This window comes from Mesorhizobium sp. WSM4898 (assembly GCF_029625845.1).
In the GTDB taxonomy this organism is placed as follows: Bacteria; Pseudomonadota; Alphaproteobacteria; order Rhizobiales; family Rhizobiaceae; genus Mesorhizobium.
In genome coordinates, this window is sequence record NZ_JARTVQ010000001.1 from 408115 (window position 1) to 423239 (window position 15125).

Consider the following 15125-nt stretch of genomic DNA (forward strand, 5'->3'; position numbering starts at 1 on the left):
GCATGCCGCGTTTTCGACTCGATATCGAATATGACGGCAGCCAATTCGCCGGCTGGCAGCATCAGGCGGACCAGCTTTCGGTGCAGCAGGCGATCGAGCAGGCGATCGAAAAGTTCTGCGGCGAAGAGGTGCGAATACGTGCCGCCGGCCGCACCGATGCCGGCGTGCACGCGACCGCCCAGGTGGCCCATGTGGATCTGGCCAGGGACTGGGCGGGCGACAAGGTGCGCGACGCCGTCAACGCCCATCTGCAGGCAGCCGGCGCGCGCATCGCCATCCTCAAGGCTGCCGTCGTCGCCAACGATTTCGATGCGCGGTTTTCGGCCACCGGCCGCCATTATCTCTATCGCATCCTCAACCGCCGCGCCCCGTCGGCGCTTGAAAAGGGCAAGGTCTGGTGGGTACCGAAACGGCTCGATGCCGAGGCCATGCACGAGGCGGCGAAGGTGCTGCTCGGGCGGCACGATTTCACCACCTTCCGCTCCACCCAGTGCCAGGCCGAAAGCCCGGTGCGCACGCTTGACCGTCTCGATGTCACCCGCGCCGGAGATCTCATTGAGGTGCGAACCTCGGCGCGTTCCTTCCTGCACAACCAGGTGCGCTCGATGGTCGGCTCACTGCGCAGGGTCGGCGACGGCTCCTGGAGCGCCGCCGATATCAAGGCAGCGCTCGAAGCGCGCAACCGGGCAGCCTGCGGACAGGTAGCGCCGCCCGACGGCCTGTTCTTGGTCGGGGTGGACTATCCAGAAGACGTCTGAGGGCGGCGTCGATCAGCCGGCGTCGTCCCCGGCGAGTTCGTCCGACCAATTCGCGCCGCCATAGAAGAGGCGCAGAATCACGACGCGCTCAGGCTCCACAACGAAAGCGAAAGTTATCCGGCGCTCAAATCCGACGACGCGAAGGTCCGGCCGCACTCATCACGGCGCGTGCCGCGTTCAGAGCCATGCTTGAGGCGCTCGCAGAACGCCCGGATGCAAGCGTCGTAGCGGTCTGCAAGGATGGGACTGCTGGGTTGAGCAATGAAGGGGTAAATGCGATCGAGATCGTCGTCGGCATCAAGCGTATAGACGACGGTCCGACGCTTCACGGTTCTTTTGCGAATAGCGCTCGTGACGCTTGCGCGCCCGTTCGGCCATTTCCTCCGGCGAAATGCCTTTGCCGGGGTTTGCCTTCCACGCATCATAGGCCGGAGCGACCTCCTCGCGCAGCCAACGCTCCACCGCGGCGTCGCGCTCCTGAAGGGCGCGAAGCCCGGCGCGGATGACTTCGCTGCTGGTCGCATACGTGCCCGAGCGGACGAGCTGATCAATGAAGGCCGCTTGCTCGGCCGGCAGGCTGAAGGTGCGTTTTTCGGTAGCGGACATGGCTAGCGCTCCGGGAGGACAGTGGTGTGAAACTATCATACCCCCCTGTCTCAAGAAAAGACTCCGTCAGCCGGCCAAGATCAGCCCCTCGCGCCGTCCGGAATGTCGATGCCGAGCAGCGCCTGCAGCCCGAACAAGACGAGCAGCGAGGCGACGAACATGCCGACAAACACCGCGGTGCCGGCAGCCGCGCCCTTGCCGATCGTCGCGTTGGTCATGCGCCAGGTCAGCACCATCGACAGCGCGAACAGAAGCAGCGAGACCAGGCCGCTGACCTCGTCGGTCGAGGGCAGGAACAGCCTCAGCAGCGCCGACGGCAGCATCAGCCAGGCGATGATCGCGGAGGCCCAGTTGGAGGCGACGACGTAGTGGACGAAGCGGCCGCCGATGCCGGCGCGCGGCGCGACCAGCGCAAGCGCCACCAGCGGCAGCACCCAGGAACCGATGTCGACGGTTGCCAGCCGGAGCAGCATGCCGAGCCGCCCGGCGAACGCATTCGGATCGCCTATCTCATTGGCGATGCCGACCCAGCCGACGATCAGCGCCGGCGCCGCCACGACGATGGCGAAGAAGGAATTCCAAAAACCGTCCGCAGACAGATCGAGCATGCGCAGGCCGTCGGCCCTGCCGAGCATCAGCCGCCAGGCGCCGGCCAGCGAAGCAAAGGTTTCGTCCGTTGAGAGCATGGTCACGTCAGACCTTGTCCGAACCAGTCCTCGATAAAGCGCTCGTATATCCGTGTCAGCGTCTCGAGGTCGGCGACCGCCACGCGCTCGTCGACCATGTGCATGGTCTTGCCGACCAGCCCGAACTCGACCACCGGGCAAAAATCCTTGATGAAACGCGCATCCGAAGTGCCGCCGGAGGTGGAGAGCGAAGGCCTCTTGCCGACCACCGCGGCCACGGAACCGCTCAGCGTGTCGATCAGCTTTTCGTCGCGGGTAAGGAAGACATGGCTCGGCCGGTCGCGCCAGACAAGCTCGTAGTCGACGGCGGTCTTCTTGCCCGGCCGATATTTCTTGCGGCCCGCCGCCTGGTCGAGCCGGTTGTGGATCTCGGCCTGGACGGTCTCGGCATCCCAAGTGTCGTTGAAGCGGATGTTGAACGTGGCGGTGGCCTTGGCCGGGATGACATTGGTCGCCGGGTTGCCGACGTCGATCGACGTCACTTCCAGATTGGTCGGCTGGAAATCCTTTGTTCCCCTGTCGAACACCGGATGGAGCAGCGCGTCGACAAGGCTCATAAGCCCGCGCACCGGGTTGTCGGCAAGTTGCGGATAGGCGGCGTGGCCCTGACGGCCATTGACGATGACGCTGCCGGAGAGCGAGCCGCGCCGGCCGATCTTGATCATATCGCCAAGCGCATCCGGATTGGTCGGCTCGCCGACGATCGAGGCGTCCCATTTCTCGCCCTTGGCGGCAGCCCAGTCGAGCAGCTTCACCGTGCCGTTGATGGCCGGCCCTTCCTCGTCGCCGGTGATCAGCAGCGAGACCGAGCCTTTCGGGCCGCCATTGTTCTCGATGTGGCGCGCCACCGCGGCGATGAAGCAGGCGATGCCGCCTTTCATGTCGACGGCGCCGCGGCCATACATCTCGCCATTGGCGATCTCGGCGGCAAAGGGCGGATGCGTCCACGCCGCCTCGTCGCCGACCGGCACCACGTCGGTATGGCCGGCAAACATCAGATGTGGGCCGTTGCCGGAGCGGCGCGCATAGAGATTTTCGATGTTCGGCGTGCCATCTTCCGAGAATATCGGCCGCTCTACGGCGAAGCCGAGTGGCTTCAGCATGTCTTCCAAGGTCTGCAGCGCGCCGCCTTCGGCGGGCGTCACGGAAGGGCAGCGGATCAGGGCGGCAAGGTTCTGGGCAGGGTCGGTCGGCAATTTCATGGGCAAAGCGATAGTCGAAAGCGGCAGGCCTGTCACGGTGGCAGATGTTCGCCGAGCAAGCCGCCGACAATATGGTTGTCGTGTCGTATAGTCGCGCGGGCCAGGACGGGATGATCGCATGGCCAAAGAAGGAAAGACGATCTCGATAGCCGGCGCCGGCAGCATCGGCTGCTATGTCGGCGGCTGCCTAGCGCTCGCCGGGCGTAAGGTCGTCTTCCTTGGCCGCGGCCGCATTGTGGAGGCGTTGCGCAAGGACGGGCTGCGGATCAGCGATCTTGACGGCCGCGACAGACGCATCGGGCCTGAGACGCTGGCGGTCAGCGACGATCCGGCGCTGGCGCTGCGCAACGCGGATATCGTTCTGGTCACCGTAAAGAGCGGCGCGACCGAGGAGATGGCGGCGCTTGTTGCGGCTCATGCCCGCCCCGATGCCATTGTGATCAGCCTGCAGAATGGCGTCGACAATCCGGACAAACTGCGTGGAGCGCTTCCCGCGCATCGCGTGCTTGCCGGTATGGTTGCGTTCAACGTCGTGCAATCGCCGGATGGCGAGACGCCGTTCAGCGTCCGCCGCGCCAGCGACGGCATGGTCATCATCGAGAATACTGAGCCCGGCCTTTCAGCACTGCTCAATGTCGAAGGACTTGGGGTCGAAACCCATGCCGACATGAGGGCGGTGCAGTGGAGCAAACTGCTGATGAACCTCAACAATGCGCTGGTCGCGCTCTCCGATCTGCCGCTGGCGACCGAATTGGCGGACCGCGGCTGGCGCGTCATTCTGGCGGACCAGATCGACGAGGCGCTGGCCGCAATGAAAGCTTGTCGTATCGAGCCGGCGCGCATCGCTGGGCCGCCCCCATGGCTGCTGCCGAAAGTGCTGCGGCTTCCGGACTGGCTGTTCGGAATCCTGGCCCGGCGGCTGCTGGCGATCGACCCCAAGGCGCGCTCCTCGATGTGGGACGATCTCCATCGTCGTCGGCCGACCGAGGTCGACGAATTGCAGGGAGCGATACTGCGGCTCGCGCAAAAGACCGGCGTGCCGGCGCCTGTGACGAAGCGCATCATGGCGCTGGTGCGTCAGGCGGAAGCGGACAGGCGCGGTCCGCCCGGATTGACGCCCGACGAGGTCAGCCGCGGTCCTCGATCAGCGTGATATTTGCGCGACAGGTTCGAGCTCAAATTCTCGGTCTCGTTGACGCCAAGGATGGCGACATCGTCGACCGATTACATCACGCGTTATCTCTGTGATTTAGAGCCGGATCAGATTTGAGGTCGAAACGACCTAAAAATCATCCGGCGCTAGCGATCGGCCGGCGCATTCGTGCGGCTGCCGTAGCGATTGGATCCGGGCTGTCCCGGAAACAGGCAGAGCACCAGGAAGGCAACGATCGACACGACGGGAACGAACAGCACCAGCGCCGCGATGCCCGGCTTGTCGAGGTCGTGCAGCCGCTTCACTGCCAGCACGACGTTCGACCACAACGAGGCGAGGAACGTGAGGAAGAAGACGAACGACCACATGTTGCTCTCGGCCGAACCTTCCGGCACCAGCGTGAAGCGATAAAGCGGAAAGGCCTGGACGATAGCAACCAGCAATCCGCCGAGAAAATAAGCCGCGCGGCTGACGCGGCCCGAGGTTTTGAAGAAGAGCCAGATGAAGTCTGCTTTTTCAGGCAAGCGGGTCCGGTCCGTATTGATTGGCGCCCCTGGTGCCTTCGAGCATGCCCAGTTCGATGAGCAGCCAGATGCCGCCGATGATGGGTATAAGGCCGATCAGTGTCCACCAGCCCGACTTGTTACGGTCGTGCCAGCGTTTGGCATAGAGAGCAATCGCGAAATAGATCGATGCCAGCGCGACCAGGATGCCGAGGATGCCGATCTGGTCGCCGCCGGCGGTGGTGAAACGTGTGCCGAGGATCGAGTCGAGAATGAACGCAATGATGGCGATGACGATGAATATGCCGATGCCGGCCCAGAACTTGGCCCGGTTGATGCGGCCGTCGAAACTCGTCAGCAGATACTTCCAGTCCATGACGCCCCTCCGTTGAACCAGCGCGACGGAATGTCGCGCCGGCGGAGGGTGCGTCTGTTCGCGGGAAAGATCAATCGCGCAGCAATTCGTTGATCGACGTCTTGGAACGGGTCCTGGCGTCGACGCGCTTGACGATGACGGCGCAGTAGAGGCTCGGGCCCGGCTCGCCATTTGGCAGCGGCTTGCCCGGCAGCGAGCCGGCGACGACCACCGAATTTGCCGGCACTTCACCGTAGAAGACCTCGCCGGTGGCGCGGTCGACGATCTTGGTCGACTGGCCGATGAACACGCCCATGCCGAGCACCGAGCCTTCGCGCACGATGCAGCCTTCGACCACCTCGGAGCGCGCGCCGATGAAGCAATTGTCCTCGATGATGGTCGGACCGGCCTGCATCGGCTCCAGCACGCCGCCAATGCCGACGCCGCCGGAGAGATGCACGTTCTTGCCGATCTGGGCGCAAGAGCCGACCGAGGCCCAGGTGTCGACCATGGTGCCTGTATCGACATAGGCGCCGACATTGACGAAGGACGGCATCAGCACCGCGCCCGGGGCAACATAGGCCGAGCGGCGCACGACCGAGGACGGCACGGCGCGGAAGCCGGCCTTCTCGAAATCGACCGCGCCCCAGCCCTCGAACTTCGACGGCACCTTGTCCCACCATACCGAGTGGCCCGGGCCGCCCTTGATGATCTCCATCGGGTTCAGCCGGAAGGAGAGCAGCACCGCCTTCTTCAGCCACTGGTTGACCAGCCACTTGCCGTCGTCCTGCCGCTCGGCGACGCGAACCACGCCGCGGTCGAGCAAGTCGAGCGCCGACTGGATGGCGTCGCGCGTTTCGCCGCGGGTCGCGGTCGAAATCGTATCGCGCTCCTCGAAGGCCTTTTCGATGGTCTTTTCGAGGCTCGCCAGATCGGGCTTCGACATGAATTTGCTCCATTACAAAGCTGTTAAGGCCTGCGCCTTAACCTGTTTTGAAATCGCGCGGACCCTATGTGAAGCCTTAATGGGGGTCAATCGCGACTGCGTCACGGGACGGCGCAAGTAAAGGAATTAGGACGGTGGATTCGATGACACCCATGGAAAAGGCGGGCTGGACGCCGCTGCCCCATTCGGACGAGGATCTCGAGCGGTCGAAAAGCGTGCCGGACACGCCGCAGACGCGGGCCGAAACCTATCGCCTGGCCTGGAACGATCCCGACTTCATGACGCGGCGCGAATTGCGTCCGGTGCGCCTGCAGCTCGAGCTCTTGAAGCCGGAGATGATCCTTGCCGAGCGCGGCATCCGCTCGACCGTCATCCTGTTCGGCGGGGCGCGGCTTCCCGAGCCGGGCGGCGCCGCCTGGGCCGCCAAGAACGAGACGCAGAAAAAGAACCTCGAGCTGAACAGCAAATATTACGAAGAGGCGCGCAAGTTCGCCCGGCTGTGCTCGCAGCAGTCGGCCACGTCCTACTATCGCGAATTCGTCGTCGTCACCGGCGGCGGACCGGGAGTCATGGAGGCGGGCAATCGCGGCGCCGACGATGTTGGCGCGCCGTCGATCGGCTTGAACATCGTGCTGCCGCACGAGCAGGCGCCGAACGCCTATGTGACGCCCGAGCTCTGCTTCAACTTCCACTATTTCGCAATCCGCAAGATGCATTTCGTCATGCGCGCCAAGGCGGTCGCCGTGTTTCCGGGCGGCTTCGGCACGATGGACGAATTCTTCGAGACGCTGACGCTGATCCAGACCGGGCGCATGGAGCGCGTGCCGGTGATCCTGTTCGGCAAGGCGTTCTGGCAACGGGCGATCGACCTCGACTTCCTTGCCGAGCAAGGCACGATCTCGCCCGGCGACCAGGACATCATCGATTTCGTCGACACCGCCGACGAAGCCTGGGACATCGTTCGCCGCTTCTACAGCCTCTGAGTGCGCGCTCGTCGTTACCGCAATGACCAGCGAGTTCTGACGACGGCGCCGGCAATCTGGAGTTGGGTCAGCCCGGAACCTCGACGATTGCCGTCAGGAAGCCGGCGAGGTCGTCGGTGACGAAATCCACGTCGTCCTCATTCGCCGGGTCGCGCTCCCAGATCTCGGAGAAAGTCGGCTCGAAATTGCGCGGCACGACCAGCACCGTCGTCATGCCGAGCGATTTCGGCACAGAGAGGTTGCGCGCCAGGTCCTCGAACATCACCGCGTTGTGGCCGGTCACGGAATGCAGCTCGGCGAACCGCTCATAGGTCTGGCGGGCCGGCTTGGGGTTGAGACCCGCCGCGACGATGTCGAAGATGTCGTCGAAATGATCCAATACGCCGAGCTGGCGCGCGGCGCGCTCGGCATGCTTGCGGTCCCCATTGGTGAAAATGAACTTGCGGCCCGGCAATTGGCGGATCGCGGCACCGAGCACCGGATCGGGCACCAGCCAGGAATAGTCGATGTCGTGCACCTTCTCGAGGAAGTCGTCGGGGTCGATGCCGTGGCGCGCCATCAGCCCGTTCAGCGTCGTGCCGTACTCCAGGTAGAGCTCTTTCTGCAGCTTGCGCGCCTCCTCGCGCGAGAGCGTCAGCAGCTCGCCGACATAGGCAGTCATCTTCACGTCGATCTGCGCGAACAGGTTCGAGTGATGCGGATAGAGCGTGTTGTCGAGGTCGAATACCCAATCCGTGACATGGGCAAAACGGGCGGGCTCGGGTGTCGTCGTCATGGCCTCCTTATGGCATGCGGACGCGGAGTTTATCCACAACTTCCGCGCGTCTTGCGTCGTGAAAATGGCGCCTCGCTTCAAATTTTAATCGTCCCGGAAAGGTCACCTTCAGCGCTTGCTGGCACAGAGGCAGTCCGTTGGGAGACAGCGATGAGTCGCATAATCTTGAAGTCCGCAGTCGTCGCGTTCGCTTCGGTCGCTGTCTCGCTCTTGTTGACGCTGGTTGTGGTCCCGGCCATGGGCTTTCCGATCAGCCGCACCGTCTGGCTTACGGCCACGGTTTGCCCTTTGATTCTCGCCTGGATTGCCAGCGTCGGCACCTTCTGGCAAAGCGACCGGCTGAAAAATGCGCATCGCGAGCTTGCCCGCGCGCATGCCCAGCTCGCCGCGGCCCACAGACGCCTGTCGGAGAAGGCAAGCCGCGACGACATGACCGGCATGCTCAACCGCGAGACCTTCTTCGCCGCGCTCGACGGTTCCCGGCGCAAGGCCGATCGCGGCGCCCTGCTGATCATCGATGCCGACCACTTCAAGACGATCAACGACAATTACGGTCACCTGACCGGCGACGATGCACTGCTTCTGATCGCCGGCGCCATCGAGCGCGGCGTGCGCAGCGGCGATGTGCTCGGCCGAATCGGCGGCGAGGAGTTCGCCGCCTTCCTGGTTGGCGCCACCGAACCGGAAGCAAGGCGCGTGGCCGAGCGCATCCGTCGCGAGGTCGAACTGATCCGCTTTCGCCCTGTCGACGAGCGGACCGTGCCTTTGACGGTCTCGATCGGCGGCATCACCTGTGGCGAGAGCGCCACCGTGTCGGAGCTGATGCGCGCCGCTGACCGCAGGCTCTACGAGGCCAAGCATCGCGGCCGCAACCTGTCCGTTCTCGATCGCGATCTTTCGGAAGCCGCCTGAGGGCTTGCGGCTCTTCGGCACGACCATGGCGCGGAAGAATCTCGGCCGCGTGCGCATCGCCGACTGGATCGGCAATGGTGGCGATTATCCGACTAATGAGGAGACGGCGGGCGCTCGCCTGCCGGCTGGGCGATCACCTCGGCCAGGTGATCACAGTCTGAACCCCGAAAAGGCAGGCGGCGCCGGAAGTGGAATCGGCGCCGCCCTGGCGCGCCTTTGGGGGTCGGATTTACAGTCCGTAAACGGCGACCCGCACCAGCACGGCCGCGGCGGCAAGTGCCACCAACAGGATGCCGAGGCCGATGGGCGAGCCCCAGCCATACCATTCCATGGCCAGCTTGGCGTATCTGTACTCCTCCTCATGCGAGAGAGGGGGGCGCTGTTGAATCAAGCTCATTGTTCACTCCTGTCGGCGACTTTGCCCTTGCTTCGCAAAGGGTGGCATCGCATATTGATACGATAGTCTGAATGTTAGACAACTTGATAGTTAGATGATCGAACTAAATTCGTCAAGCATCAATCGTGCTGAGATGACGGCGGCCGTCAGCCGTGCCGTCATGCGCTGGCAGGACGCGACGCAAGCCTATGACGAGGCGGTCGGGGAGCGGCTTGGGCTGATCGCAGCCGAGCGCTATTGTCTGGGCTTGCTCTACGCGGGGCCGCAATCGGCCGGCGCCGTGGCGGCGGCTACGGGGCTGACGCCGGCAGCGGTGACGGCCTTGATCGACCGCCTTGAGGCGCGTGGGCTCGTTACCCGAACCCGCAGCCTGGAAGACAGGCGCAAGGTGGTGATCGAGGCGACCGACCTGACCAGAGAACTTTCGGAGCGCTACTATGGCGCCATCGCGCGCGAGGGCGAGAAAGTGATGGCGGCTTTCAGCGACGCCGAGTTGGCGACCGTGCTGCGCTTCATCGACGCCGCGCTGGAGCTGCAAAGCGAGCAGTTGGCGAGGCTCAAGGCCGAGCCGGCTTCGGCCGGCTGATGCCCGAGGGACCGGACACTGGCGGCTTGCTTCCGCAAACCCAGAGCGGCTCAGTCGCCTTTTAGCCACCGAACCGCTCTGACGGCCGGCTGGGCGAAAGCCGGACCCCGAAGCGCGCCGCACCGAACGATTTCGGGCTCGCGCATTTTGGTTCAATGCCTAGACCGTGGCGGGGTCGAGCGCCGGCTGACCCTTGAACCGCGTGACGATCCCGGCGAGGTCGTCGCCGGCGAATGCATCGCGCAATGCGTCGAAGGACGGCAGCACGAAGTAGGCGCGCTGGAACTTGTCGATCTCGTAGCCGGTGCGCATCACCGTCTCCAGGTCGAACGGCACATGATGGGCGTCCTTGCTTTCGACCGCGAATTGCAGCTCGGTGAAAGACGACATCAGTCCTGCGCCGAAAGCCTTTACCGGCTGGCCGGCTTCCTGGATGAGGCCGTATTCGGCGCTGTACCAGTAGAGCCGGGTGATCATCTCGTCGCCCCCCAGCGCGATCATGTCCTCGGCCTTCTCACCATACATCTGCATGAAATCGGCGAACACCGGCTGCGTCAGGATCGGCACATGCCCGAAGAAGTCATGGAACATGTCCGGCTCGACGATGTAGTCGAGTTCCTGCCTGGTCCGCAGCCAGTTGGTGACCGGGAAACGGCGGTTTGCGAGATGGTCGAAGAAGGGGCCGGCGGGGATCAGCCCGGGCACCGCCACGATTTCCCAGCCCGTGAGCTTGCGCAATTTCTCGCTGATGGCGTCGAAATCCGGAATCTTGTCGAGCAGCCCGAGCGTCGCGACGCCGTCGAGATAGGAACGGTGCGCCAGCCTCTGCGTCAGCTTCGTCTGGCGATCGCAGAGCGCGCGCCACACTGCCTGCTCGTCGGCGGAATAGTCGTAATGCTGAGCCACTGTGAAGTCGGCGCGGCACACCGAATAGTCGCCGCGAAGGCCTTGCGCCGCGCATTCGCGGGCATAGTCGGCAACGCTGATCGTCATTTCTTCCTCCTGAAAAATCGTCGGTTCCCGGATGGTGGCGTCATCGTAGCCGCGGTTCGTGAGGCAAATCAGCCTTCTTTGTAGCCACGCGAGGGATTTTGAGGTAAACTCCGCTCAAATTTAAACGTTTAGGAGGGAAAATGCCTCAGTTGGACGAGTTCGAAATAAGAATGCTGGACACCCTGCAGCGCGACGGGCGCAAGGCCGTGTCGGAACTCGCGCAGGAGATCGGCCTGTCGACCACGCCCTGCGCTCGGCGCTTCGAGGCGCTGCAAGGCGCCGGCATCATCAAGGGCTTTGCCGCCGTGCTCAGCCGACGCGCGCTGGGGCTGACGGTCGAGGTGTTCATCCAGGTCCGCCTGGTGAGCCACAGCGACGGCTCGCCGGAAAGCTTCATCGCCGCCGTGCAGCGCATGGACGAGGTCTCGTCCTGCTGGACGATGACCGGCGACCACGATTTCCTGCTGCATGTGATGGTGCCGTCGGTGGACGATCTCAATGCTTTCGTCATGCACCGACTGATGCGGCTGCCCGGCGTCCGCGACGTCCATACCCAGCTTGTGCTGCAGAACATCAAGGGGCCAGGCCACGTGCCGCTCAGCCATCTGCGGCGGTAATCGTACCCGAAACGGTTCTCCGCAAAGAACGGCCCGACAATGTGGTCGGAGCGAATCTACTTCGGGACGATTTCCCCGATATCAACTGAAATTAAGGTTACACGAACCTTAACAAAAGACGCGCTCGGAAATTTACGCAATGTTTCGTGCGTCGTCTCTTGCGATCTGGAGAAAGTGTGACCATGCATTATTCGGTAACTCACGATTGTTGCATGGAATCCTTAGCGGGTCGCTGTGCCGGTGCAATCGCATGATCCGTTTACCGGCGGTTAGCAACATTAGTGTCTTATAATGAACCAGGCTTGCCTTCGTCCTTCCGTAAGGACTTGACGGACTTCGCTTGCTCGAACCCGTTCATGCGGAGGATGATCGCAAAGGAGCATTGCATGCGACTGACGGAGGACGTGGCTCAGAGGGTCACTGAAGCGATTTCACGCCCGCCGTGGAAATCCGCCGATCCGACGCTTTTTGCGATGCTGCTGCAGAAGAACGCGGATCAGAATCGCAAGGTCGTGCGCTGGGGCATAGCGGCGGCCGTGTTGAGCTACATATGCTACGGGGCCTTCGACTGGTTCCTTTTCCCGGACATTGCCGACCGTGTGATTCTGACGCGCCTGACGTTGGGATTGACCTTCCTGGTGCTTGTCGAACTTGTTGCTCGACGCGATTTTGCCGTCACCACTCTGCACTACGTTGCTGCTCTGGCGATCGTGGCGGGCGCGATCGGATGGCTGCTGTCGGCCCTCGGAACGACGCATCAGGAGGCGCTGTCCCATTTCATCATCTTCGGCACGGTTTTCATTCTCGGTGCCAACCTTTTCTTCAACTTCCGGCTATGGCTCTCGGCGCTGTCGTCCGCAACCGTGACAATAGCATTCCTCGGCGCCACGCTGTTCTTGCTTCAAGCCGATCTTGGCACCCGTCTGGTGCTTGCAACCTATTTCGTGAATTGCCTTGTTTTGTCGCTTTATCTGTCATGGCGCCTCAGCATGGAGCGCTACCAAACCTTCCTGCATGCCCTTCAGGCGCAGATCCAGGAGCAGGTCGCCATCGAAAATGGTCAAAAGCTCATCGAGATCGCAGACACCGACCCGCTTACCGGGCTTAAGAACCGCAGGGCGATCACCCGAGAATTCGCGGAGTTGTGCAAGGAATGGGCCAGGGACAATGACGAAATAGGCGTCATTCTCATGGACGTGGACTACTTCAAGCGGTTCAACGACCGGCTCGGCCATCAGGCCGGCGACGACTGCCTGATCGAGCTTGCCCGAGCCTTCGACGAGACGGCGGCGTCCAATCACGCCATCGCGGGACGGTACGGCGGCGAAGAATTCGTCGTGCTCTGCAAGGTCGCCGGACCGGATCACCTGCGCGAGGTGACCCATCAATTCTGCCGGGCCGTCGAGGACTTGAACATCTCCCATCCCGATCGGGACGATAAACTCAACATCGTCACCATCAGCGCTGGCGCCTCGTTGACGCGCGCCGATCAAAGCATAGAGCTTCGGATCTTGTTGCAGGAGGCCGATCGCGCGCTTTACGCCTCCAAGTTTTCCGGTCGCGCGACCTTCACCATCTATGATGCGCAGGCCATCGATCAGAAGCGCGCCAGCCAGAATCTTTCGGAACTGCTCAAGCAAGCCGTTTCGGAGGGACTGGTCTCCGTGGTCTATCAGCCGATCTGCGATGCGATATCCGGCAAGGTGCTTGGCCATGAGTCGTTGATGCGGCTGCGCGACTTCGACGGCAGCGTGATCAGCCCGTCCGTGTTCATACCTGTCGCCGAGCAGACCGGCGGGATCGAGGAACTCGGGATGTGGGTGATCGATCGGGCTTGCGGGGACATGGTCGAGCACGGATTGGGATCGGTCGTGTCCGTGAACGTCTCGGTCGTCCAGCTCAAGGCTCCGAATTTCCCGCTTCACGTCACCGAGATCCTTGGTCGGCATGGCATGGCGCCCCAGAGGCTGGCGCTCGAGGTCACTGAAGGCAGCGATATATCTCTGGAGGCACAGGCCGCCAGAAGTATCGAGCAGCTTCGAAACCTGGGTGTTCAGATCTGGCTCGATGATTTCGGAACCGGATTTGCGGGTCTGGCCTGGCTCCGTCGTTTCAAGTTCGACGTCGTCAAGATCGATCGCAGTTTCTTGCACGATTGCCAGACGGTTCGAGGCCTGAGCCTGTTGCAGGACATGGTCAGACTGCTGCGCAATCTGGGCCATACGGTCCTTGTCGAGGGTGTCGAGACGAAAGAGCAGCAGAATTTGCTGCAGCACATGGGCATTCAGTCGATCCAGGGCTTCCTGACCGGACGTCCCGTCCCGATCGAAGAGATCATGCAGGCCAGGCAGGACCTCGTCGCTTAGCTTAAGCAGTCCGGCAGGAGGACAGGCGGCGCTATGTCGGCGAAACGAGGACGCCGCGCGATGCATCAGAAAGCCGGGCCGCTGCACGGCCCGACTTGAAAATCCGGATGTGAAGCGGCTCGGCTACCGCTCCATGGCGGGCGCCGCGAAATCCACGCGTTTGCGGATCTTGCCGTAGACGATGTTCCTATTCGATCCGTAATAGACCTCGGCTTCGACGCGGTTCTTATCCACCGCGGCATTGATGATGTCCCACATGTCGCCGGCCGATCGCAGGATGAGCGGCCAGTCCATGAACGTTTCCATGTACCCGTCGGTCGTGATCTCGTCGCTGAAATTGGCGAAGAGGAATTCGCCGTCCGGCTTGACCAGTTCCATCGCGCGCTGCAGCAGCCGTGCGCCGACCGGAAGCGGCAGGTAGTCATACAGCCCGGAAGCATAGACGAGATCGAATGTGCCAAGCGGGTAGGCGCGCCGCAAAAGACCGCGCACCGATCCGTCCACGGCTTCCACTGCCGTACCGGTGAGGTCGCGGTTGACCGTGCCGACGCTCACCGGATCCTGGTCGAGACCGATCCAGCGCTTTAACCTTCTCTCGGCGAGCGCCTTTGAGAGTTCGGCTTCCCGCAAATGGCCGCAGGCGATTGCCAGCACCTCGGCGTTTTCTACCCGGGCAGCCGTTTCGTCGACCGTTTTGGCCAGTATCTCGCGGCGCTCGCGCCCCGCCACCGAGCTTGCCGCTTCGCTCGTATAGGCAAAGATCTCGCGGCCGAGTTCGCTCGACGATGCCACGATCTCGTCGGCGCTCGGGTGCTTGTAGTAGATGTCCAGCAGCGTCGCGTCGCCCGAATAGCCGCGCGGCTTTTCGAAGGACCAGCGCGTGAACGGATCCTGCTTCAGGTAGGCCGCCACGCGGTGCTGCTGAGCGAGCGGGATCAGTTCCTGCCAAAGAGCCGGAGCGACCTCCCGGCGCAGTTCATGCAGTCGACCCGCCAGGCGCTCGACGATTTGCCCTGCGGGCTCCTGGCGCGCGAAAGCCTGATGAGCGAGGTCCAGCACCAGGGCGAGCTGGGCCGCCCGCGCCTTGAGCTCGGCGGCGTCGACCGCCTCCGCGGACGCCGCCTTGTGCTTCTTGATCAACGTCGATGTGATGAGGCTCGCCTCATCGATTTTCAGATCGGGATTCAGCGCCATATGGGCATTTCCTTGTGGTCCCCCACCGACAATTATAAATGCCTAGAGTTTTAATAAAAGTTTAGGGTCAACTGCATTAGTTGATGCTAATAC

At 62.8% G+C, this 15125-nt stretch carries 18 protein-coding genes and 1 pseudogene; 8 read left to right on the forward strand and 11 right to left on the reverse strand.

What is annotated here, in order from left to right; translation table 11 throughout:
• The first annotated feature begins 2 nt into the window (after nucleotides 1-2).
• Nucleotides 3-758 carry a tRNA pseudouridine(38-40) synthase TruA gene (gene truA / locus P9228_RS02080; protein WP_278052112.1) on the forward strand — a complete coding sequence of 252 codons (756 nt, stop codon included), beginning with the start codon at nucleotides 3-5 and terminating at the stop codon, nucleotides 756-758.
• Nucleotides 759-871: 113 nt separating this feature from the next.
• Here truA and P9228_RS02085 read toward each other — a convergent pair whose 3' ends face one another.
• The 4 genes from P9228_RS02085 to dapE form a co-directional block, all read right to left on the reverse strand.
• Nucleotides 872-1087 carry a type II toxin-antitoxin system RelE/ParE family toxin gene (locus P9228_RS02085; RefSeq protein ID WP_278052113.1) on the reverse strand — a complete coding sequence of 72 codons (216 nt, stop codon included), beginning with the start codon at nucleotides 1085-1087 and terminating at the stop codon, nucleotides 872-874.
• A complete protein-coding gene (locus P9228_RS02090) occupies nucleotides 1056-1364 on the reverse strand; it encodes a type II toxin-antitoxin system ParD family antitoxin (protein ID WP_278052114.1) in 309 nt (102 codons plus the stop codon). Before P9228_RS02090 ends, P9228_RS02085 begins: the two co-directional genes overlap by 32 nt.
• Before the next feature lie 80 nt (nucleotides 1365-1444).
• Nucleotides 1445-2050 (reverse strand): transporter, encoded by a 606-nt coding sequence (locus P9228_RS02095; RefSeq protein WP_067323778.1) that lies wholly within the window; start codon nucleotides 2048-2050, stop codon nucleotides 1445-1447.
• 2 nt (nucleotides 2051-2052) lie between these two features.
• Nucleotides 2053-3252, reverse strand: coding sequence for a succinyl-diaminopimelate desuccinylase (dapE, locus tag P9228_RS02100; RefSeq protein ID WP_278052115.1), 1200 nt, complete (start codon nucleotides 3250-3252; stop codon nucleotides 2053-2055).
• Nucleotides 3253-3370: 118 nt separating this feature from the next.
• Between dapE and P9228_RS02105 the strand changes: the two genes are divergently transcribed.
• The gene (locus P9228_RS02105; RefSeq protein WP_278052116.1) at nucleotides 3371-4405 is read left to right on the forward strand and encodes a 2-dehydropantoate 2-reductase; all 1035 of its coding nucleotides are present in this window, start codon (nucleotides 3371-3373) and stop codon (nucleotides 4403-4405) included.
• Between the two features lie 146 nt (nucleotides 4406-4551).
• On the opposite strand, the gene P9228_RS02110 is transcribed toward P9228_RS02105, so the two are convergent.
• From P9228_RS02110 to dapD, 3 genes are all read right to left on the reverse strand, one after another.
• A complete protein-coding gene (locus tag P9228_RS02110) occupies nucleotides 4552-4929 on the reverse strand; it encodes a DUF805 domain-containing protein (RefSeq protein WP_067003040.1) in 378 nt (125 codons plus the stop codon).
• The gene (locus tag P9228_RS02115; RefSeq protein ID WP_067323786.1) at nucleotides 4922-5284 is read right to left on the reverse strand and encodes a DUF805 domain-containing protein; all 363 of its coding nucleotides are present in this window, start codon (nucleotides 5282-5284) and stop codon (nucleotides 4922-4924) included. The genes P9228_RS02110 and P9228_RS02115 overlap by 8 nt, the downstream gene beginning before the upstream one ends.
• Before the next feature lie 70 nt (nucleotides 5285-5354).
• Complete coding sequence (dapD, locus tag P9228_RS02120; RefSeq protein ID WP_067323788.1) at nucleotides 5355-6209, reverse strand: 2,3,4,5-tetrahydropyridine-2,6-dicarboxylate N-succinyltransferase; 855 nt, start codon at nucleotides 6207-6209, stop codon at nucleotides 5355-5357.
• Between the two features lie 143 nt (nucleotides 6210-6352).
• Between dapD and P9228_RS02125 the strand changes: the two genes are divergently transcribed.
• A complete protein-coding gene (locus P9228_RS02125; protein ID WP_082953833.1) occupies nucleotides 6353-7192 on the forward strand; it encodes an LOG family protein in 840 nt (279 codons plus the stop codon).
• A gap of 67 nt (nucleotides 7193-7259) precedes the next feature.
• Here the strand turns inward: P9228_RS02125 and P9228_RS02130 are convergent, their stop codons facing one another.
• Nucleotides 7260-7967: a pyrimidine 5'-nucleotidase gene (locus tag P9228_RS02130; protein WP_067003034.1), complete on the reverse strand. Its 708-nt coding sequence runs from the start codon at nucleotides 7965-7967 to the stop codon at nucleotides 7260-7262.
• Between the two features lie 150 nt (nucleotides 7968-8117).
• On the opposite strand from P9228_RS02130, the gene P9228_RS02135 reads away from it, so the two are divergent.
• Both P9228_RS02135 and P9228_RS30960 read left to right on the forward strand, forming a co-directional pair.
• The gene (locus P9228_RS02135; RefSeq protein ID WP_067323795.1) at nucleotides 8118-8879 is read left to right on the forward strand and encodes a GGDEF domain-containing protein; all 762 of its coding nucleotides are present in this window, start codon (nucleotides 8118-8120) and stop codon (nucleotides 8877-8879) included.
• Nucleotides 8878-9040: pseudogene (locus P9228_RS30960) on the forward strand (GMC family oxidoreductase); the annotation flags it as partial. The gene P9228_RS02135 and the pseudogene P9228_RS30960, both read left to right, overlap by 2 nt.
• A 68-nt stretch (nucleotides 9041-9108) precedes the next feature.
• On the opposite strand, the gene P9228_RS02140 reads toward P9228_RS30960, so the two are convergent.
• The gene (locus P9228_RS02140; RefSeq protein ID WP_164747443.1) at nucleotides 9109-9276 is read right to left on the reverse strand and encodes a hypothetical protein; all 168 of its coding nucleotides are present in this window, start codon (nucleotides 9274-9276) and stop codon (nucleotides 9109-9111) included.
• A 94-nt stretch (nucleotides 9277-9370) separates the two neighbouring features.
• Between P9228_RS02140 and P9228_RS02145 the strand changes: the two genes are divergently transcribed.
• Complete coding sequence (locus P9228_RS02145) at nucleotides 9371-9862, forward strand: MarR family transcriptional regulator (protein ID WP_278052117.1); 492 nt, start codon at nucleotides 9371-9373, stop codon at nucleotides 9860-9862.
• A 159-nt stretch (nucleotides 9863-10021) separates the two neighbouring features.
• Here the strand turns inward: P9228_RS02145 and phhA are convergent, their stop codons facing one another.
• Nucleotides 10022-10855 (reverse strand): phenylalanine 4-monooxygenase, encoded by an 834-nt coding sequence (phhA, locus tag P9228_RS02150; protein WP_127324884.1) that lies wholly within the window; start codon nucleotides 10853-10855, stop codon nucleotides 10022-10024.
• 140 nt (nucleotides 10856-10995) lie between these two features.
• Between phhA and P9228_RS02155 the strand changes: the two genes are divergently transcribed.
• Both P9228_RS02155 and P9228_RS02160 read left to right on the forward strand, forming a co-directional pair.
• On the forward strand, nucleotides 10996-11472 hold the full coding sequence (locus P9228_RS02155; protein WP_067003023.1) for an Lrp/AsnC family transcriptional regulator: 477 nt from the start codon (nucleotides 10996-10998) through the stop codon (nucleotides 11470-11472).
• A gap of 386 nt (nucleotides 11473-11858) precedes the next feature.
• Nucleotides 11859-13838 carry a GGDEF and EAL domain-containing protein gene (locus tag P9228_RS02160; RefSeq protein ID WP_278052118.1) on the forward strand — a complete coding sequence of 660 codons (1980 nt, stop codon included), beginning with the start codon at nucleotides 11859-11861 and terminating at the stop codon, nucleotides 13836-13838.
• 123 nt (nucleotides 13839-13961) lie between these two features.
• On the opposite strand, the gene P9228_RS02165 is transcribed toward P9228_RS02160, so the two are convergent.
• Nucleotides 13962-15032 (reverse strand): class I SAM-dependent methyltransferase, encoded by a 1071-nt coding sequence (locus P9228_RS02165; protein WP_067323801.1) that lies wholly within the window; start codon nucleotides 15030-15032, stop codon nucleotides 13962-13964.
• Nucleotides 15033-15125: the final 93 nt, after the last annotated feature.